The sequence below is a fragment of the Nocardia sp. NPDC058244 genome, from assembly GCF_042882065.1.
Lineage (GTDB): Bacteria > Actinomycetota > Actinomycetes > Mycobacteriales > Mycobacteriaceae > Nocardia.
Window position 1 is genome coordinate 106,000 of record NZ_JBHVWX010000014.1, and the last position, 19,169, is coordinate 125,168.

Consider the following 19,169-nt stretch of genomic DNA (forward strand, 5'->3'; position numbering starts at 1 on the left):
CGCGCTGGGCGGCCTGCCGTTACGGCTGCCGAGTCGATCGGCCGAAGATGCGGAGCACGGACGGGAAGAACGCGGGGACCTGCGCGGCGTAGGCGCGGTAGGACGCACCGAAGCGCGCGATCAGATCGCGTTCCTCCAGGTAGGTGCCCAGCAGGATGTAGCAGGTCAGCCCGAGTGCCCACACCAGGTGCCCGACGGTGAACGTGCTCGCGAACCAGAACGAGATCAGCAGACCGGTCATCAGCGGATGGCGGACGAGCTTGTAGACCCCGTTCACCTGCAACCGGTCGACGGTCGCGTCCGGCACCTGGATGACGTACTCGCGGTAGGCCTGGCTGATGCCGAGCAGATGGAAGTGGTTCAGCAGCAACGTCGCCGCGTAGACGAGCACGAAACCGAGCCAGAACCCGGCGTCGAGCACCAGGCCTACCGTGCCCTCGGCCGACCAGAGCTCGGCCGGGATCGGCTGCCACGCCAGCATGATCACCCACATGACCAGGCACACCATGACGATGTAGACCGAGCGTTCGAGGGCTTCGGGCACCCAGCGGGTGATGAACGCCTTGAACGCGGGCCTGGCCATGCCCGAGTGCTGCAGGCCGAACAGGGCCAGCAGCGCCACATCGATGACGAGCGCCGGGACGGTCGACAGGTGCGGGCCCTTGTCGATCGTCTTCGGCAGGAACCAGCCGCCGGCGAAGAGCAGCATCAGCGGCACGGTGATGCCGGCGACGCCGTAGACGGCGAAGGAGAAGAGGAACGGGACGAGCCGCGAACGGCTCGTCAGCACGTCCCGTGCCTGGGTGGGCGTCGGGGTGATCAGATCCATGCGAACCACGGCAGGTACCGATTACGCACGGTCCCCTCTTCGATCCGCCGCTCCAGCCGGGCCTTCCACTTGGTGCCGTAGCCCTCGTTGAGGAAGCCGCCCGGCCAGAACAGCCGCCACCCCGACTGCGCGACCATCCAATACGGCACGATGACGCCGGGGTTGACATCACGCATGTAGTCGAGCTTGTCCGGGATCTGGCTCCAGTGGATACCGGGGTAACGGTGATGCACGCTGTGGTAGCCCTGGTTGAAGATCAGGAAGTTGAGGATGTTGCCCGCGTTGTTCAGCGAGGTGCTCGGGTCGTCCTCGAAGCCCTTGGCGGGCGCGTGGCTCAGCCAGGCGAAGTAGCCCGCGTTGACCTGGGTGATGAGGAACGGCACCCAGTAGAACAGGACGAACTTCTCCATGCCCGCGGCGTACCAGACGCCGCCGATCACGAGCGCGTACACCGCGATGTCGAACAGGAACTGGTGGCGGGTGCGACGGCGGCGCGGCGCCGGATCGGCGGCGAAGATCATCCGCATGGTGTGGATCTTGACGATCACGCCGTAGCGGACCCAGTACCAGATGGCACCGATGCCCTTCTCCATGCCGGTGGTCGCGGTGACGTCGCCGGGGCCGTCGTTGAACCGGTGATGGTTGAGGACGTGCACCTCACGCATCTCGGCCGCGGTCAGATTGCCCGGCAGGCAGCACAGGATGTCGACGACCCGGTTCGGGAGCGACGACACGAACAGCGGCCGGTGGGTGTGCATGTGCATGACGCCGATGGTCAGCGACAGGTTCAGCAGCGCCAGCACGATGATCAGCGGCACGGCCACGTACCAGTTCGAGGCGAACGGCACGAACAGGCCGAAGGCCGTCATGCCCATCCACAGCGCGATGTGGACGAGCGGGCCGACATTGGAAGCGTGCTCGAGCTTGAGCACCCGTTTGCTGAACGGGGCCTGTTCGGGCGCGACGGGAGTTCCGGTGCTCATAGTCGAGCTCCTTCGCTAGTGGTGTCCAGGACGGTGAGCGCGGGTCTGGTGCGGATGCTCATGGGCGGCTCCCTTGGGTGCTGGTGTCGAGGGCAGCGAGTTGGAGTCTCGTGGCGAGCGCGTGCAGCGCTTCGGGTTCGTGCGGTGGCACCCGCTCCATCGCGCCGAAGGCGAGATGATCGGCGATCATCATCGTGCGCACCTCGGCGTCGGGCAGTTCGCCGGTCAGCGGGGCTTCCGGCAGGGTCTGCACCAGCGCGAAGGTGGTGTCGACGATCAGCGGGACCAGCGAGGTCGGCATCGTGGCCGGATCACCGGCGCCGAGCACTTCGCGGGTGCCGCCGGCGCCCTCCGCGAAATCCGGTGAGGCGTCGAGCATCCGGTGGATCGCCAGGTCGGCGGTGTGCCGGACGCGGTCGATCATCCTGGTCCAGTACCGCGCCGAGGACGCGGCCAGCAGCGCGGCGCCGACCTTGCGCCGGTACGGCGACGGCGCGTCGACCACCGAGCACAGGAACGCGGAGGTGGTGATGGTCATGTACGCCATCGCCGCGCGCGCACCGCGACTGGGTGTGCCGGGGCCCAGGCGCGCCAGCAGGGCGAACCCACCGAGCGCGGGTGCCAGCAGTTGCAGCATCACCATCCGCTTCAGTTCCTCGCGGTCGGCGACGCCGTAGATCTCGAACTCGTTGTCGCGCAGGTCGTTCGCCGATTGGGCGATCACCGCGACGCAGCCGGTCAGTTCGCGCAGGTCCGCTTCCGAGAGCACGTCCTCGGCGACCAGGGCGCACGCGTAGTGGGTGACCCGGCCGAGCACGCCCTCGCTGTAGGCCACGCGCGAGAGCGGTCCGTCGATATTGCGGGCCATCACCCCGGCGACGTCGGTGATCACCTCGCCGACCCGCTTCTGGCCTTCGGCCGACAGCGCCGACAGCAGCGCCCTGATGTCACCGATGCGCTCGGCCAGCAGCCGGTCGACGGCCTCGCTGTCGCGGGCCTCGGCGGTCACCGCAGGCAAGGCGGGTGGCGGCGTGTCGGAGGTGCTGTTGAGGTAGTCGGCCGCGGCCAGCACGGCGCCGCTGGCGACCGCGCGGTCACTGAGATCCTCGAAGGCGTCGAGCACGCGACACGCGAGCAGCGCGGCGGTCGCCTCCGCGCGCAGGTGCGCGGGCAGGAAACTCACCGAAATGCCGAGGTTGCGGCCCGCGGGGATCAGGGCCAGCCGGGCCAGTTCGTCCGGTGTGGCCGCGGCCCGCAGCGCGGCCATGTCGGGCGCGCGCCGCAGATGCCGCAGCCCGTAGGCCAGCGAGCCGATTCTGGTCTGTCTCATCGGTTGATCACCTGCTGCAAGAGTTCGCGGAGATCGTCGCGGGCCGGCGACGACGGGAAGATGTCCAAGGCCGCGCTCGCGGTCTCGGTGGCCTGCAGCGCGACGGCACGCGCGGCCTGGGTGGCGCCGCTGTCGACCAGGTCGGCCTGCAGGGTCGCGCTGGCGGTCTCGGTCGACAGCCACATCTCCCTGGCACCGGGACGCACCGCGAGCCACTCGATCACCGGCCAGGTCGGCACCCGCCGGTCCAGGTCGCCGCAGGCGTCCTTGCCCAGTTCGGGGCCGCCCTCGATGTCGCGGACGTCGTCCATGATCTGGAAGGCCAGCGCGAGCTGGTCGGCGTACTGCATCAGGGCCTGCAGGCGATCGTGATCGGCACCGCCCGCCGTGCCGCCGTAGGAGCACGAGAGCCGGAACAGCGTGCCGGTCTTCGCGCCGGCCACGAGTTCGTAGTGCCTGCGCAGCGCGGTCGCGTCCACCGCGGGCGGCAGGGTTTCGATGAGCTGGCCGAAGGACAGGTCGGAGAGCCGGTCGGCGTAGGTGACGCCCGGCGCCTCGCCGATGCCGCCGAACACGTTCTGATTCTCGGCCAGGACCTGGGCGACCACCTGCATGGCGGTGCCCGCCATGTGGAAGCCGGCCCTGGCGGCGACGCGCACCCCGAACGCGGCGGGCACCGAGGGTGCGCCGCGGCGCAACAGGGACCCGTCACAGATGTCGTCGTGCAGCAGCGAGGACTCGTGCAGCATCTCCATGGCGCAGGCCAGGTCGATCGCGGCGGGTCGCGGGGCGGCCGCGCCGTCGGGTAGCAGTCGCGCGCACGCGAGCACGAGGCGGGCCCGCACGCGTTTGCCGGGCGCGGCCAGGACGTGCCGGTAGATGTCGTCGAAATCGCCACCGGTGATGAGGATTTCCCGCAATCGGTCGGTGACCAGCGGAAGCAGCTCGACCGGGCCCACGGTCCTGACGTCGTCGGCGACGGTGGACGGCGTGCTGACCGACGGTCTGGGCAGGACCGCCACCTGATCACCCGAGTGCTCCGGGTGCACTGCCGGATGAGCATCCTGACGGTGCGCTGAGGGTAGCGCGGGATTGTCCATAGCGCTGAACTCCTTTGGTGATGGTCACGGTGGCGGTGAGGTTCACCCCGACTGGTGCACAGGGGTTCACGGGGGTTCAGGCGGTGGCATCGTCGGCGGTGACTTGTCACAACTACCGGGCCCGAGCTTCCCGATCGTCGGCTACCGACGGGTAGTTTTGTAGAGACCCCGCCGAATTGTCAAGCACTACAACAAGTTCCAGTTCGAGATGTTGGAATCGATAGTGCCGCAAAGTAACTCGTGCGCCCGAGCGCACCGAAGATGGTGGACGACCCCCGCTCGTCCGATCGGACTTGCGTCGTAAGCGTCAGTGCCCCAACAGATTTCGTGACCCTAGCCCATGCGTGGCCGGGAACGTGTTGCGTGAACGTAAAAATCGTGGGCTGACGCGACGCTGCGGCAGAGATGATTCGGCGTGACGGCCCCCTTGTAGGGTCACGCCGACTACGAGGCCGGTCCCTGGGATGCCGGGAACGGCCTGACCGGACCGTTCGCCGAGGACATCATCGTCCGGCGAGCGGCCACCGAGGGAGCACGCGAACACTGCTCGTGCGACGACTCTACGACCACACCGTCGATGCCGCGAATCGGGTCGAGCGCTTGGTGAGATCTCGCCGACTCGGAAGTCGAACTTTTGGGGCTTTTCCCAAACCGCCCTGTGCCCGGCTCGAGATATGCAGGCGCACTTGACAATTCATCACCGAATGTCAAAGAGGAACATTCGCGGTTTTCGGATCGGCGCGGGCGTCGAGCCCGGGGTAGGATCGAAATCCCTGCTCACACAGGCGCCGTCGGCGCACACCAGGAACGGGGCAGCATGACCGGAGACCAGGTCGACACCGCCGACGACGACTGGCGCCGCGATCGCGCGGGGACGGCGGCCGCGGGAACGAATCCGACGGCACTGTGCCGTCTCACGACCGGATGGGCCGTGATCGGCGACACCCAGCACCTGCCCGGATACTGCGTCCTGATCTACGACGGCGCGGCCGATCAGCTCACCGATCTGCCACGGCCGGAACGGATCTCGTTCATGGCCGACCTCGTCGTCCTGGGCGAGGCGGTCGAACGGGCCTGCCGCGCAGCCGATCCCGCGTTCCGGCGGATCAACTACGAGGTGCTCGGCAACACCTGGACGCACCTGCACGGGCACGTGCACGCGCGGTACGAGTGGGAGCCGGCCGACCTCCGCGCCGGACCGGTGTACCTGTACGGCGCCGAACGCACGGCGCCCGAGCATGCTCTCGACGCCCGGCACGACGACTTGCGTGCGGCGATCACGGCCGCCCTCGGCGAGATACTCGCCGAGGGGTGATCAGCGGGCCGCGGTACTGCTGCCGAGAACGAGCAGTTCCGGCAGTGGATGGTCCACGATCGGAGCGGGCGGGCGGACCGCCGGGCCGCGGCGCAGGACCGAGCAGCGCCGGGCCAGGACCGCGCCGCAGGACAGGATCGTGGTGGTGATCAGATCCTCCGCCAGGGGCAGGTCGTCCTCGCGGCAGGCGAAGACCGAGAAGCGCACGGCGCGTGGATCGTGGCGCGGATCCGACTGCAGGACCACCTCGGCCGGGCAGCTCGCCAGCAGCATGATCGCGGCGGCGAAGTCGGCGTACGGGTCCGCGGCGCCGATCTCCGCGCCGGCGGCGACCGCGGCGAACAGCGCGGGCAGGCTCGGCCGCTCGGGAACTTCCCGCGCGGCCTCGATGCGCGACCACCGGCGCACCGCAGGCTGATCGGCGATATCGGTGCGGGTGCGCCAGCGGCGGCGACCGCACTCGAGCAGTCGCGTCGCGGCCGCCTGCCAGACGACGGCGTCGTCGATCCGGGCGACGATGCGCAAGCGGCGGCATTCCTCGACGACGTCCGGGGTACTGATCGGTTCGATCGCGGGGACGACAGCGCCCGCGGTGGGTCGGTACGTCTGCATGGCGATCTCCTACCGCGCTAAGGAACCCAACGAAGGCCGACCGGCCGGACCGCGTCGCCACGCCTGCCGGAACGCCCAGCACGCGGCGAGCACCGCGACCACGACCACGCCGGCGAGCACCGCCAGCACCACCACCCCCGACCGCCCGACCCCGGCGTAGCGGGCGATCATCGCCGACGCGAGGATCGGTCCCGCGGTGGCGAGAACCGGGATCAACAAGATCAACCCGACCGTCACCAGCGTCGACGGCGACAGCGTGGATTTCACTGCGGAAAAGCTCTGCCGGGCACTCACCCTGTGCGGCCCCGACTGCCGCGCGACTGTAGCCATTTCCGCCCTCCGTTACCCGAATGGAACCCAGCGAGCCATGGGCCACTAAACGTACAGCCCGAATCCGGCATGTCGCGTAGTTCGTCACGAAACAGTGATAACCCGAAACCGGCCCTCACCCATCTATTGCGGAGACAGCCTGGTCAAGCCCATCTTTGCGATTAGCGGAAGATTTGCTATCGCTTCAGGATATTCAGATCGCATAACAATTCCGGGGACCGCCGCGGGGCGAGTCACATCTTTCACCGGACAGTGCGCACACTGCGGAGAATGGCGTGGCGAGTTACCCGCCCGAGCCGAGACCTCTTATTCGGCGTCATTCGCCGCGGAACCGAAGCTGCCCTCCAGCCGGTTGCGTGATCCGGGGTGGATCAACCGGGCCGCGCTGACCAGCCCGCCCGAGGACCAGGTGCGGCGGCGAATCAGCAGACACGGCTCGTCGCGATCGATGTCGAGCAGCGCGCACTCCTCGCGACTGGCCCGCACCGCCTCGACGACATGCTCGCCGCGGATCAGCGGAGCCACCTCACTGAGGTAGGTGTTCGGCGTGACGGTGGTGAAGTCCTGCGCCAGATAGTCGGGCGCCTGCGCCGGGTTGACATAGCGGTCCTCCACCTGGATCGGGATGTCGTCCTCGCGGTGCACCAGCAGCGAGTGGAACACCCTGCCGCTCATGGCGTTCCCGAGCACCGGATGCCGGTCGCCCGCCTCCTCCGCGCGCACGAACACCACCTCGGTGCGATGCCGGTGACCGCGCCGGGTGATCTCGTCGGCGATATTCCTGACCTCGAACAGCGGCGAGGCGGCCTTGGTCGGGGCGACGAAGGTGCCCACACCCATCACCCGGTTGAGCGCGCCGTCGGCGGTGAGGTCGCGCAGTGCGCGGTTGATCGTCATCCGGGACAGGCCCAGCGCGTTGACCAGCTGGTTCTCCGAGGGGATCTGCTCACCCTCGGTCCAGCGGCCGCCCTTGATCTGCGCCATGATCAGCTGCTTGACGCGTTCGTACGCCGCGAACTCGGTGCCCAGTTCGCCGTACAGTGCGGCCAGGTCCGCATCGACCACTTCGATCGCCACCACGGTATCCGTTCCCTCAGTTTGCCCAGAGAATACGTTGCGCCCGAACGACACAGCACGCTTGACAGCTACTTGTATATACAGGACTATACCACTAGTCTGGATTCCAGTGACCCAGGACACAGCCGTCATTTCCGAGGAGTGAACCGATGACCGACGCCGCCACCCAGCCCGAACCCGGCCCCCGGCCCGTGTCCGCCCCGCGCGGATCGCGGCTGCACACGCTGGGCTGGCAGCAGGAGGGCGCCCTGCGGATGCTGATGAACAACCTCGATCCCGAGGTCGCCGAGCGTCCCGACGACCTCGTCGTCTACGGCGGCACCGGCCGCGCGGTGCGCAGCTGGGCGGCCTTCGACGCGATCGTGCGAACCCTCGAGACCCTCGCCGACGACGAGACGCTGCTGGTGCAGTCCGGCAAGCCGGTCGGCGTGTTCCGCACCAACGAGTGGGCGCCGCGCGTGCTGCTCGCCAACTCCAACCTGGTCGGCGACTGGGCGAACTGGGCGGACTTCCGCAAACTCGAGCAGCTCGGCCTGATGATGTACGGCCAGATGACGGCCGGTTCGTGGATCTACATCGGCAGCCAGGGCATCCTCCAGGGCACCTACGAGACCTTCGGCGCGGTGGCGCGCAAGCGGTTCGGCGGCACGCTGGCAGGCACCATCACCCTCACCGCCGGTGTCGGTGGCATGGGTGGCGCGCAGCCGCTGGCGGTGACGATGAACGAGGGCGTCGCGCTCTGCGTCGACTGCGATCCGGCCCGCATCGATCGGCGCATCGCGCACGGGTACCTCGACACCAAGGCCGAGACCCTCCAGGATGCACTCGCGCTCGCGATCGCGGCCCGTGACGAGCGGCGCGCGCTGTCGATCGGCCTGGTCGGCAACGCGGCCGAGGTGTTCCCGCGGCTGCTGGCCATGGACGCGCCGATCGACATCGTGACCGACCAGACCTCGGCCCACGATCCGCTGTCGTACCTGCCGATCGGTGTCGCGCTCGAGGACTGGCACACCCTCGCGGCGAAGGACCCGGAGTGGTTCACCACCGAGGCCCAGGCGTCGATGGCCAAGCACGTCGAGGCGATGGTCGGGTTCCTGGACAAGGGCGCCGAGGTGTTCGACTACGGCAACTCGATTCGCGACGAGGCCCGCAAGGGCGGCTACGACCGGGCCTTCGCGTTCCCCGGCTTCGTGCCCGCCTACATCCGGCCGCTGTTCGAGGAGGGCCTCGGCCCGTTCCGCTGGGCCGCGCTGTCGGGCGATCCGAAGGACATCGCCGCCACCGATCGCGCCATCATGGAGCTGTTCCCCGAGAACGAGCACCTGAAGCGCTGGATCACCATGGCCGGGGAGAAGGTGCAGTTCGAGGGCCTGCCGGCGCGGATCTGCTGGCTCGGCTACGGCGAGCGCCACCGCGCCGGCCTGAAGTTCAACGAGATGGTCGCCTCCGGTGAGCTGTCCGCGCCGCTGGCCATCGGCCGCGACCACCTCGACTCCGGCTCGGTGGCCTCCCCCTACCGCGAAACCGAGGCCATGGCCGACGGTTCCGACGCCGTCGCCGACTGGCCGCTGCTCAACGCCCTGCTCAACACCGCCTCCGGCGCCTCCTGGGTCTCGATCCACCACGGCGGCGGCGTCGGCATGGGCCGCTCCATCCACGCCGGCCAGGTGTGCATCGCCGACGGCACGCCGCTGGCCGCCCAGAAGCTCGAGCGGGTGCTCACCAACGACCCCGGCATGGGCGTCATCCGCCACGTCGACGCCGGCTACGAACACGCCGCCGACGTCGCCCGCGAGCGCGGGGTGCGTATTCCGATGCGGGAGAGCTGATCCGGCGCACCGCCGCCCGCACCGTTCCCCGGCGCGGGCGGCGGTGTCGGCTCACTCCGGCTGTGCCGCCCGGAACTTCGCTTCCATCTCCGCGGCGAGGTCCGGCTGATCCGCCTCCATCTGGACACTGACTGCCAGCTCATCGGCGACCGGATCACCGTGGGCCGGGCGATCGACTGGGTGCGTGGCGCGCTGGTCGACTCGGCGGGTGCGGCGGCCTGCTAGGCGTCGAGGGTGATCGGTTCGGCGGGTGGGCCTTTCAGCAGGAGGTCGGCCAGGCGGGTGGGTAGGTCACCGGGGACGATGCGGTCGGGGTTGGCGGCGAGGTCGGCCAGGGTCCACCAGCGGTGGCCGGTGACGGTGGCGCGTTCGACCTCGGTGAAACCGGAGGTGTCGATGTCGAACGCGGGGACGCGGGCGAGGAAGTAGCGTTCGCGGCAGTCGTAAGTGGTGCCGCCCCAGGTGGCGTAGGCGCGGCGGCGCCAGACTTCGGGACCGACGACGAGGTCGGTGAGGCCGGTTTCCTCGTGTGCTTCCCGGGCCGCGGTCTGCTGCGGTGTCTCGCCGTCTTCGGTACCGCCGCCGATCGGATACCAGAAGGTGTGGCCGTCGGCTTCGTCGGTGCCGGAGAACAGCAGGAGCCGGTCGTGCTCGTCGAGCAGGACCAGCCGGATGGAGTGCCGGACAGTCGCTTCGCGGCGATCGGTCGTCGGAGGCACGGTGATTCCTGTTCTGTCGACGAGCGGGATCACCTCCAGCATGCCCGATCGCGAGTGGGCTATCGGCTCGCGGCGATCGGGGCGAGGTTCAGGGTCCAGTGCTGGCCGAGGACGTCGTGGCCGAAGCCGGGGTGGGGGTCTTCGGTGGTCAGGGTGAAGCCGGCGGATTCGTAGATGCGGCGGGCCGTCGACTGGGCGTCGGTGGTCCACAGGGTGATTCGCCGGTAGCCGGAGGCGGTCGCGAAGGCGATGACCGTGTGCACCAGGTCGGTGCCGAGGTCGAGGCCGCGGGCCGCGGGGGTGACCAGGAGGGTGCGTAGTTTGGCCACGCCGGGTTCGGTGCCGCGCACGCAGAAGACGCAGCCGGCGCGGCGGCCGTCGACCTCGGCGATCCAGGCGGCTTCGACGGCCGGGTCGTGCGCGGTCGCGTAGTCGCCGACGATGCCGGCGACCATGGCCTCGAAGTCGGTGTTCCACCCGAACTGCTCGGCGTAGATCTCGCCGTGGGCCATCACCACCCAGCCCAGGTCGCCCGGCTGGTCGGCCGGGCGGATCAGGACTCGCGCATCGTCGGACATCGGTCACCTCCGCGGTTCACTGAAACGACTGTTTCAGTAGCTGTAAGCTACCGCCATGGGCCCTGCCGCGACAACCCCCTCCGCCCGCGAGACCGAACTGCTGGAGGCCGCCTACCGGTACGTCCTCGAGCACGGGCTCGCCGACCTCTCCCTGCGCCCGCTCGCGACCGCCATCGGGTCCAGCCCCCGGGTCCTGATGTTCCTGTTCGGCAACAAGGACGGCCTGGTCCGGGCCCTCCTCGCCCGGGCACGGGCCGACGAGCTGACCTTTCTCGACGCTCTGACCGACCACCCCACTCCCCCGGACCTCGCCGCCGCCGTCGACCAGGTCTGGCGCTGGCTGTCCGCCCCCGAGCACCACCCGCTCCTGCGCCTGTGGACCGAGGCCTACGCCCGCTCCCTGGTCGACCCCGACGGCCCCTGGACCGGCTTCGCCCGCACCACCGTCGACGACTGGCTCGACCTCCTCGCCCGCTTCCAGCCCCCGGCCCACCGCGACACCCCCACCGCCCGCACCACCCGCACCCTCGCCCTGTCAGTCCTGCGCGGCGCCCTCCTCGACCTCCTCGCCACCGGCGACGAACCCCGCGCGACCGCCGCCGTCCAGCACCACATCACCACGCTCCGCGGCACCCGCGGCTGACCGCACCGGCCGGCTCGACATCACCGTGCTCGCGGCCTGCGGCGAGAAACGTCACGCTCGGCGCCGCGCGGAGCCCTGGCCTACCGGCCCGATCCGTCACAGTCACGACACGGCTTCCACACGTACTCGGCAGGCGCGAGTTCGACCGACTGCAGCAGCGACCAGTCGAACCTTGCCCAATAGGTGCAGGTGCGGCCCGACTCCGGATCGGTCGCGACGAAGGCGTCGATGTCCCGCGTCGAACGCATCCCGTCGAAGTAGTGGACATGCCAGCGCCCACTGTCGACGAATTCGTCGTAGGTACACGACCATGGCCGCAGGTCGGCCACCGTCTCCAGCACCGGCGGCGGACAATCGCCATGACGGACCAGCCGCCGACCGACGAACCACTCGACCGGGCTGGTCAGTTCGATGCGCAGGCCAGGCCAGCACGACAGGCCCCACCACGCCTTCCGCCATTCCGTACCCACACCGAGAATCTCCACGGCCGCCGAATCCGGTGCGCCCCATGCCGCGAGATAGTCGTCGAAACGCTGTTGAGGCGCACGCCGGAGCCGCTGCTCGGCCAGTGCAGTCTCCACTCGCGTCGCACCGAGGGAATCGAGCAGAGCCGCGGCCTCGATGGGCGCGCTGTCACGCATCACATGCAGCATCGCCAATTGATAGTCGTACAGCGACAACATGATCGAACCCCCGGGCGACTCGGCGTAGTCGGAGACGAACGTACCAGTCTCGCGAGGAGTGATTCGGGACCGCGCACCAGGCGGAGGTGTTCCGATCTGCTCGGAAACCGCCTGGGACCCGTGAATCCGGTGGGTCCCAGGCGGTGCGTTGTTCAGCCCAGGGGGCCGGTGACGGATTCGGCGGCGGTGAGGAGGGTGCCGGAGGTGGCGAGGTGGTAGGCGGCGTCGATTTCGGGGGCGAGGTAGCGGTCGGGGCCGGGGCCGGGGACCTGGGTGCGGAGGGCGTCGCGGACGGCGGCGGTGGCGGGGGCCGGGGTGAGGGGGGCGCGCAGGTCCAGGGCGCGGGCGGCGGTGAGGGCCTCGATGGCGAGGACGCGGGTGAGGCCGTCGATGGCGCGGCGGAGTTTGCGGGCGGCCGACCAGCCCATGGAGACGTGGTCCTCCTGCATGGCCGAGGACGGGATCGAGTCGACCGAGGCGGGGGCCGCCAGGCGCTTGAGTTCGGAGACGATGGCGGCCTGGGTGTACTGGGCGATCATGTGACCGCTGTCGACGCCGGGATCGTCGGCCAGGAACGGGGGCAGGCCGTGGTTGCGGGCCTTGTCCAGGAACCGGTCGGTGCGGCGTTCGCTGATGCTGGCGACATCGGCCACGACGATCGCCAGGAAGTCCAGGACATAGGCGACGGGGGCGCCGTGGAAGTTGCCGTTGGATTCGACGCGCCCGTCGAGGGTGACGACGGGATTGTCCACGGCACTGGCCAATTCGTAGCCGGCGACGCGTTCGGCGTGGGCCAGGGTGTCGCGCGCGCCACCGGCCACCTGCGGGGCGCAGCGCAGCGAGTAGGCGTCCTGGACCACCGTGCAGTCGGGGGTCGCGTGGCTGGCGACGATCGCCGAATCGGCCAGCAGGCGGGTCATATTGGCGGCGGCGACGGCCTGTCCGGGCTGGGGCCGCAGCGCTTGCAGATCGGCGGCGAAGACCTTGTCGGTGCCGAGCAGACCCTCCACGCTCATGGCCGCGGTGACATCGGCCAAGCGCAGCAGCTGCCGCAGGTCGTGGCAGGCGAGCACCAGCATGCCGAGCATGCCGTCGGTGCCGTTGATCAGCGCCAGCCCCTCCTTTTCCTCCAACTCGACCGGCTCGATGCCCGCGGCGGCCAATGCCTCGGCGGCGGGACGTAATTCGCCGTCGGCGTCGCGCACCGTGCCCTCGCCGAGGACGGCCAGCGCCACGTGCGCCAGCGGCGCGAGGTCGCCGGAACAGCCGAGGCTGCCGTACTCGTAGACCACCGGGGTGATCCCCGCCGACAGCAGCGCGGCGTAAGTCTCGGCGACCACCGGACGCACGCCGGTCCGGCCGGTGGCCAACGTCGACAGGCGCAGCAGCATCAGCGCGCGCACCACCTCCCGCTCCACCTCGGCACCCGACCCGGCCGCGTGCGAACGGACCAGGCTGCGCTGCAACTGCTTACGCAGCTCGAGCGGGATGTGCCGGACGGCGAGGGCGCCGAAGCCGGTGGACACGCCGTAGACCGGCTTGGGGTCGGCCGCCAGCGCCTCGATCCGCCTGCGGCTCGTGCCGATCGCGGCGAGTGCCTCCGCCGACAGCCGCACCGCGGCGCCGTCCCTGGCGACCCGCACCACGTCCAGGGGCGCCACCGGCCCCGTCCCGACGACGACCGGTTCCACCGCGACCGGTGCGGTCCGGTCCGAGTCGATGCTCACTATGTTTTCTCCATTCCGAACGATGTGCGGGACCAGGTTTCTCAGGCGATGTCGGCGACGGGATCCGGCGCCGCGACCGGTTCGGGCGACTCCGGCGCCGGGGCCGGACGGACCCAGAGCCGGTAGGCCACCCACAGCAGGACCAGCCAGACCGCGCCGACGACCAGCGCCACCCGGCTGTCGGCGTCGAAGGCGATCACCGCGATCACGAACACCAGGAAGCCGATGGTGATCAGCTGGCCGTAGGGCCAGAACGGCACCGGGAACTTCAGCGCGGCGACCTCGGCGGCCGACATCCGCTGCCGCGAGCGGTACTGCGAGAACAGGATCATCAACCAGACGAAGATGGTCGCGAAGGTGGCGATCGAGGCGATCACCAGGAACACCTTGTCCGGGATCAGGTAGTTGAGCAGCACACCGACCAGCAGGGTGACGGTCATGATGACCACCGTCATCCACGGCACCCCGTTGCGCGAGACCCGCCGCATGACCGCGGGCGCCTGACCGCGCTGGGCCATGCCGTACATCATCCGGCCCGCGCCGAAGATGTCGCTGTTGATGGCCGAGAGCGCCGCGGTGATCACCACGACGTTCAGCACGGCCGCCGCGGGGCCGAGGCCCAGGCTCTGGAAGATCTGCACGAACGGGCTGCCCTCGTCGCCGATGGTCTGCCACGGATTGATCGCCATGATCACCGCGAGGGTGAGGACGTAGAACAGGATGATCCTGACCGGCACCGTGTTGATCGCGCGCGGGATGGTGCGCTGCGGGTCCTCGGCCTCGCCCGCGGTGATGCCGATGATCTCGGTGCCGCCGAAGGCGAACATGACGATCGCGAAGCAGGCGACGAAGCCACCGAAGCCGGTCGGGAAGAAGCCGCCGTCGGCCCACAGGTTCTGCACGCCGCCGCTGGTGTCGTGGATGCCGAAGCCGAAGATCAGGATGGCGATGCCGCCGGCGATCATGGCCACGATGGCGACGATCTTGACCAGGCTGAACCAGAACTCGACCTCGCCGAACACCTTCACGCTGAGCAGGTTGATCGCGCCGATGAAGAAGATGATCGACAGCACCCAGATCCAGCGGGGCACGTCGGGGAACCAGAAGCCCATGTAGACGCCGAACGCGGTGACGTCGGCCAGACACACGATGAGCATCTCGAAGGTGTAGGTCCAGCCGGTCACGAAGCCGGCCAGCGGGCCGAGGTGCTTGCTGGCGTACTCGCCGAACGAACCGGAGACCGGGTTGCTCACCGCCATCTCGCCGAGGGCGCGCAGCACGATGTAGATCGCGGCGCCGCCGATCAGGTAGGCGAGCAGCACCGACGGGCCCGCGCGGTGGATGGCCTCCGCCGAGCCGTAGAACAGGCCGGTGCCGATGGCCGAGCCGAGCGCGATGAAACGGATGTGACGCGCGGTGAGTCCGCGCGTCAGCACAGCAACGGGCTTGTTCAAACCATTCTCCCGGGATCGGAAAGGCGCACGGATCGGGTGATACCCGGCGGATTCGCCTGTGGGGCCGGTCACAACGACCGTTACATGTATAAACCTGTATATACAGCTCTGTCAACGCACGGCCGGTCGCCGGGCAGCCTAGCGCTTGACGTACCTGTCTATACAGGCATATACATATCGGACGTGATCCAGCGCACACGCGCCGGTCCCACGCTCGACGGCGTCACCGCAGAAAGACAGGCCGCTATGACCAGCTCCGGCAGTTCCGAGGACCTCCTCACCCCCGAACGCCGCACCATCGACGTCGTCCCCGACAGCGAACGGCACGGCACGCCGCGCAGTCAGTTCACCCTCTGGTTCGGGGCGAACATGCAGATCACGGCGGTCGTCGACGGCGCGCTGGCGGTGGTGTTCGGCGCCGACGCGCTGTGGGCGATCGTCGGGCTGCTGCTCGGCAACGTCTTCGGCGGCGTGGTGATGGCGCTGCACTCGGCGCAGGGCCCGCGGATGGGGTTGCCGCAGATGATCTCGAGCCGGGCCCAGTTCGGGGTCAAGGGCGCGGTCGTGCCGCTGGTGCTGGTGATCCTGATGTACCTGGGCTTCGCGGCGACCGGCACGGTGCTGGCCGGGCAGGCGGTGAACAACATGCTGCACGTGGACAACCCCGTGATCGGCATCGTGATCTTCGGCGCGCTGACGGCGTTCGTCGCGGTCACCGGGTATCGGCTGATCCACGTCGTCGGGCGGATCGCGACCGTGATCGGGATCGTCGGCTTCACCTATCTGACGGTGCGGCTGTTCGCGGAGTACCCGGTCGGCGACTTCGTCGGAGTGATCGGCTTCGACATCGTCACCTTCCTGCTCGCCATCTCGCTCGGCGCGGGCTGGCAGCTGACCTTCGGCCCGTACGTCGCCGACTACTCCCGCTATCTGCCGCGCAACACCAGCGAGCGCACCACCTTCTGGTCGACGTTCCTGGGCAGCGTGCTCGGCTCGCAGTGGGCGATGACCTTCGGCGCGCTGGTGGCCGCGGTCGCGGGCAAGGCCTTCCTCGCCGACCAGGTCGGGTTCCTCGGGCACCTGGCCGGGCCCGCCGTGCTCGCGTTCTGCGTGTACCTGGTGATCGTGGTGGGCAAGCTGACGGTCAACGTGCTCAATGCCTACGGCGGGTTCATGTCCATCCTTACCACCGTCACCGCGTTCGACGGGCGCTCGCAGATCTCCACCCGTGCCCGCACGCTCTACATCGTCGGGTTCGTCGGAGTGTCGATGGTGATCGCGATCGCCGCCAGCGCGGACTTCCTGAACAATTTCAAGAACTTCGTGCTCGTGCTGCTGATGGTGTTCACGCCGTGGAGCGCGATCAACCTGATCGACTACTACCTGATCTCGAAGGAACGGGTCGACCTGCCCGCGCTCTACGACCCGCACGGCCGCTACGGCGCCTGGAACGTGCCCGCGCTGGCCTGCTACGGCCTCGGTGTGGTGGCCCAGATCCCGTTCCTGGCGCAGAAGCTCTACACCGGTCCGATCACGGATCTGCTCGGCGGCGCCGACATCTCCTGGATCGTCGGCATCGTGTTCACCGCGGCGATCTACTACCCGATCGCGCGCCGCACCGCCCACCCGCCCGCGCGGATGATCTACCCCGCGCACACCGACATGGTCGACACCCGCACCTAGGAGGACTCCCCCAGTGCCCACCACCGCACTGACCGGCATCGGCACCCTGGTCACCAACGACCCCGCCCTGGGTGACGGCCCACTCGGCCTGCGCCGCGACGCCGCCGTCGTCTTCGACGACGCGACGGTGGTGTGGGTCGGCGACAGCGCCGACGCGCCCGCCGCCGACACCGGCGTCGATCTCGGCGGGCGCGCCGTGCTGCCCGGCTTCGTCGAGACCCATTCGCACCTGGTGTTCGCGGGCGAGCGCGCCGAGGAGTTCGCGGCCAGGATGGCCGGGCGCCCGTACGGCGCCGGCGGCATCCGCACCACCATCGCGGCCACCCGCGCGGCGACCGACGAGCAGCTCGCCGCGAACGTGGCGCGGCTGATGGACGAGTCGCTGCGCGCGGGCAGCACCACGGTCGAATGCAAGAGCGGCTACGGCCAGACCGTGGCCGACGAACTGCGCAGCGTGCGAATCGCGGGCCGGTTCACCGACGAGGTGACCCTGCTCGCCGCGCACGTGCCGCCGCCGGAGTACGCCGGTCGCGCCGACGACTACGTCGCGATGGTGTGCGCCGAGATGATCCCGGCGTGCGCGCCGCACGCCCGGTGGATCGATGTGTTCTGCGAGCAGGGCGCGTTCGACCGCGACCAGGCGCACGCCGTGCTCTCGGCGGGCATCGCGCACGGCCTGGTGCCGCGGGTGCACGGCAACCAGCTGCACCAGGGTCCCGGGGTGCGGCTGGCGGTGGAACTCGGCGCCGCGTCGGTGGATCACGTGACGCATGTGACCGCCGCCGACATCGACGCCCTGGCGGGCAGCGAGACCGTGGCCACGCTGCTGCCGGGCGCCGACTTCTGCACCCGCAACAGCTATCCCGACGCGCGGGCCCTGCTCGACGCCGGCGTCACCGTGGCGCTGGGCGCGGACTGCAATCCCGGCACGAGCTACACGACGAGCCTGCCGTTCTGTATCGCGCTGGCCGTGCGTGACCTGCGCATGACGCCCGACGAAGCCGTCTGGGCGGCGACCGCGGGCGGCGCGCGGGCGTTGCGCCGCACCGATATCGGCGCGCTGACGCCCGGTGCGCGCGCCGACGCGATCGCGCTGGACGCGCCCTCCCACCTGCACCTGGCCTATCGCCCCGGTGTCCCGCTGATCGACCGGGTGTGGCGCGCGGGCGCGCTCGCCGCGACGAAATGAGGTCTGCCCGATGACATCCGCATGGACCGGCCGGATCGACGGCGCCACGCCGGAGCACCTGCGCTGGCATCAAGCCGTGGCACCCTACGCGCCGGGCGCCGATCCCGGTGCGTGCGTGTTCGTCGGCTTCGCCAGTGACGAAGGGGTGCGGCGCAACAAGGGCAGGACGGGCGCGGCGCGGGGCCCGGAGGCGTTGCGCCGCGCGCTGTCGCCGATGGCGCTCGGCGCACCGCTGCGCGCCTACGACGTGGGCACCGTCGCGGTCACCGACGGCCGGCTCGAAGACGGCCAGCGCCTGCTCGGCGCGACGGTGTCGGAGCTGCTGGACGCGGGCGCTTTCCCGGTCGTGCTCGGCGGCGGGCACGAGGTCGCCTACGGCACCTATCTCGGGGTCGCCGGCGCGGCGCGGCGCACACCCGGCACCGTCGTCGGAATTCTCAACCTGGACGCGCATTTCGACCTGCGCCCCGATCCGGTGCCCAGCTCGGGGACGCCGTTCCGGCAGATCCTCGACCGGGATCCCGACGTGCGGTACGCGGTGCTCGGGATCAGCCAGCCCAGCAACACCACGATCCTGTTCGACACCGCCGATCGGTTCGGCGTGCGGTACCTGCTCGACGACGACTGCGCGCCGGACCGCGCCGCCGCGTTCGTGGCGGAGTTCCTGGCGGGGATCGATCTGCTCTACCTGACCATCGATCTCGACGTCCTGCCCGCCGCGGTCGCGCCGGGCGTCAGCGCGCCCGCCGCGTTCGGCGTGCCGCTGCCGACGATCCAGGCCGTCTGTGACCAGGTCACCGCCAGTGGCAAACTCGCCGTCGCCGATGTCGCCGAACTCAATCCGGACCTCGATATCGACCAGCGCACCGCGCGGACCGCGGCCCGGCTGCTGCACCGCCTGGTCACCCGGCACGTCCGCGGCTGAGATCGACGATCTTGCGCATTAAGGCTTGCCTACCCTAAAGTCTGCCGCGATCCGGTTCGCAACCTTCGCATCTCGGCGGTGGTGACGACCGCGCCGTCGTCCCGCACCCGCCCGCCGACCGATCCGCATGCACCACAGCGTCTTCCGCCTGCCCGACGGCCAG

General features: G+C 69.6%; 18 protein-coding genes. 6 read left to right on the plus strand and 12 right to left on the minus strand.

Annotation, left to right across the window (positions count from 1 at the left end):
- Positions 1–19: 19 nt before the first annotated feature.
- The 4 genes from ACFVW6_RS32915 to ACFVW6_RS32930 are packed head-to-tail and all read right to left on the minus strand — an operon-like array spanning position 20 to position 4,164.
- Positions 20–829, minus strand: coding sequence for an isoprenylcysteine carboxylmethyltransferase family protein (locus ACFVW6_RS32915; RefSeq protein WP_357345485.1), 810 nt, complete (start codon positions 827–829; stop codon positions 20–22).
- Entirely contained in the window at positions 820–1,812 is a 993-nt protein-coding gene (locus tag ACFVW6_RS32920; protein WP_355275622.1) for a fatty acid desaturase, read from the minus strand. Before ACFVW6_RS32920 ends, ACFVW6_RS32915 begins: the two co-directional genes overlap by 10 nt.
- 58 nt (positions 1,813–1,870) lie before the next feature.
- A complete protein-coding gene (locus ACFVW6_RS32925) occupies positions 1,871–3,142 on the minus strand; it encodes a hypothetical protein (protein ID WP_378830359.1) in 1,272 nt (423 codons plus the stop codon).
- Positions 3,139–4,164: a polyprenyl synthetase family protein gene (locus tag ACFVW6_RS32930; RefSeq protein ID WP_378830357.1), complete on the minus strand. Its 1,026-nt coding sequence runs from the start codon at positions 4,162–4,164 to the stop codon at positions 3,139–3,141. Before ACFVW6_RS32930 ends, ACFVW6_RS32925 begins: the two co-directional genes overlap by 4 nt.
- A gap of 895 nt (positions 4,165–5,059) precedes the next feature.
- Here ACFVW6_RS32930 and ACFVW6_RS32935 point away from each other — a divergent pair.
- The gene (locus ACFVW6_RS32935) at positions 5,060–5,557 is read left to right on the plus strand and encodes an HIT family protein (RefSeq protein WP_378830355.1); all 498 of its coding nucleotides are present in this window, start codon (positions 5,060–5,062) and stop codon (positions 5,555–5,557) included.
- Here ACFVW6_RS32935 and ACFVW6_RS32940 read toward each other — a convergent pair whose 3' ends face one another.
- The 3 genes from ACFVW6_RS32940 to hutC all read right to left on the minus strand — a co-directional run bounded on the left by ACFVW6_RS32940 (position 5,558) and on the right by hutC (position 7,579).
- The gene (locus ACFVW6_RS32940) at positions 5,558–6,169 is read right to left on the minus strand and encodes a hypothetical protein (protein WP_378830354.1); all 612 of its coding nucleotides are present in this window, start codon (positions 6,167–6,169) and stop codon (positions 5,558–5,560) included.
- A 9-nt stretch (positions 6,170–6,178) separates the two neighbouring features.
- Positions 6,179–6,436, minus strand: coding sequence for a hypothetical protein (locus ACFVW6_RS32945; protein WP_378830353.1), 258 nt, complete (start codon positions 6,434–6,436; stop codon positions 6,179–6,181).
- A 369-nt stretch (positions 6,437–6,805) separates the two neighbouring features.
- On the minus strand, positions 6,806–7,579 hold the full coding sequence (gene hutC, locus ACFVW6_RS32950; RefSeq protein WP_355275634.1) for a histidine utilization repressor: 774 nt from the start codon (positions 7,577–7,579) through the stop codon (positions 6,806–6,808).
- A gap of 146 nt (positions 7,580–7,725) precedes the next feature.
- On the opposite strand from hutC, the gene hutU reads away from it, so the two are divergent.
- The gene (gene hutU / locus ACFVW6_RS32955; protein WP_378830352.1) at positions 7,726–9,405 is read left to right on the plus strand and encodes a urocanate hydratase; all 1,680 of its coding nucleotides are present in this window, start codon (positions 7,726–7,728) and stop codon (positions 9,403–9,405) included.
- Positions 9,406–9,626: 221 nt separating this feature from the next.
- Here the strand turns inward: hutU and ACFVW6_RS32960 are convergent, their stop codons facing one another.
- On the minus strand, positions 9,627–10,124 hold the full coding sequence (locus tag ACFVW6_RS32960; RefSeq protein WP_378830351.1) for an NUDIX hydrolase: 498 nt from the start codon (positions 10,122–10,124) through the stop codon (positions 9,627–9,629).
- A 59-nt stretch (positions 10,125–10,183) separates the two neighbouring features.
- Entirely contained in the window at positions 10,184–10,702 is a 519-nt protein-coding gene (locus ACFVW6_RS32965; protein WP_378830350.1) for a GNAT family N-acetyltransferase, read from the minus strand.
- A 55-nt stretch (positions 10,703–10,757) separates the two neighbouring features.
- Here ACFVW6_RS32965 and ACFVW6_RS32970 point away from each other — a divergent pair, with 55 nt between their 5' ends.
- Complete coding sequence (locus ACFVW6_RS32970) at positions 10,758–11,345, plus strand: TetR/AcrR family transcriptional regulator (RefSeq protein WP_378830349.1); 588 nt, start codon at positions 10,758–10,760, stop codon at positions 11,343–11,345.
- 80 nt (positions 11,346–11,425) lie between these two features.
- Here the strand turns inward: ACFVW6_RS32970 and ACFVW6_RS32975 are convergent, their stop codons facing one another.
- The 3 genes from ACFVW6_RS32975 to ACFVW6_RS32985 all read right to left on the minus strand — a co-directional run bounded on the left by ACFVW6_RS32975 (position 11,426) and on the right by ACFVW6_RS32985 (position 15,209).
- Complete coding sequence (locus ACFVW6_RS32975) at positions 11,426–12,028, minus strand: hypothetical protein (protein ID WP_378830348.1); 603 nt, start codon at positions 12,026–12,028, stop codon at positions 11,426–11,428.
- A gap of 152 nt (positions 12,029–12,180) precedes the next feature.
- The gene (hutH, locus tag ACFVW6_RS32980; RefSeq protein WP_378830529.1) at positions 12,181–13,749 is read right to left on the minus strand and encodes a histidine ammonia-lyase; all 1,569 of its coding nucleotides are present in this window, start codon (positions 13,747–13,749) and stop codon (positions 12,181–12,183) included.
- 47 nt (positions 13,750–13,796) lie between these two features.
- Positions 13,797–15,209 (minus strand): amino acid permease, encoded by a 1,413-nt coding sequence (locus ACFVW6_RS32985; protein WP_378830347.1) that lies wholly within the window; start codon positions 15,207–15,209, stop codon positions 13,797–13,799.
- Between the two features lie 246 nt (positions 15,210–15,455).
- Between ACFVW6_RS32985 and ACFVW6_RS32990 the strand changes: the two genes are divergently transcribed.
- From ACFVW6_RS32990 to hutG, 3 genes are read left to right on the plus strand one after another with little or no spacing between them, the layout of a single operon-like run.
- Complete coding sequence (locus ACFVW6_RS32990) at positions 15,456–16,892, plus strand: purine-cytosine permease family protein (RefSeq protein WP_378830527.1); 1,437 nt, start codon at positions 15,456–15,458, stop codon at positions 16,890–16,892.
- Positions 16,893–16,905: 13 nt separating this feature from the next.
- Entirely contained in the window at positions 16,906–18,081 is a 1,176-nt protein-coding gene (gene hutI, locus ACFVW6_RS32995; RefSeq protein WP_378830346.1) for an imidazolonepropionase, read from the plus strand.
- A gap of 10 nt (positions 18,082–18,091) precedes the next feature.
- Positions 18,092–19,006 (plus strand): formimidoylglutamase, encoded by a 915-nt coding sequence (hutG, locus tag ACFVW6_RS33000; protein WP_378830345.1) that lies wholly within the window; start codon positions 18,092–18,094, stop codon positions 19,004–19,006.
- The last annotated feature ends 163 nt before the right edge of the window (positions 19,007–19,169 follow it).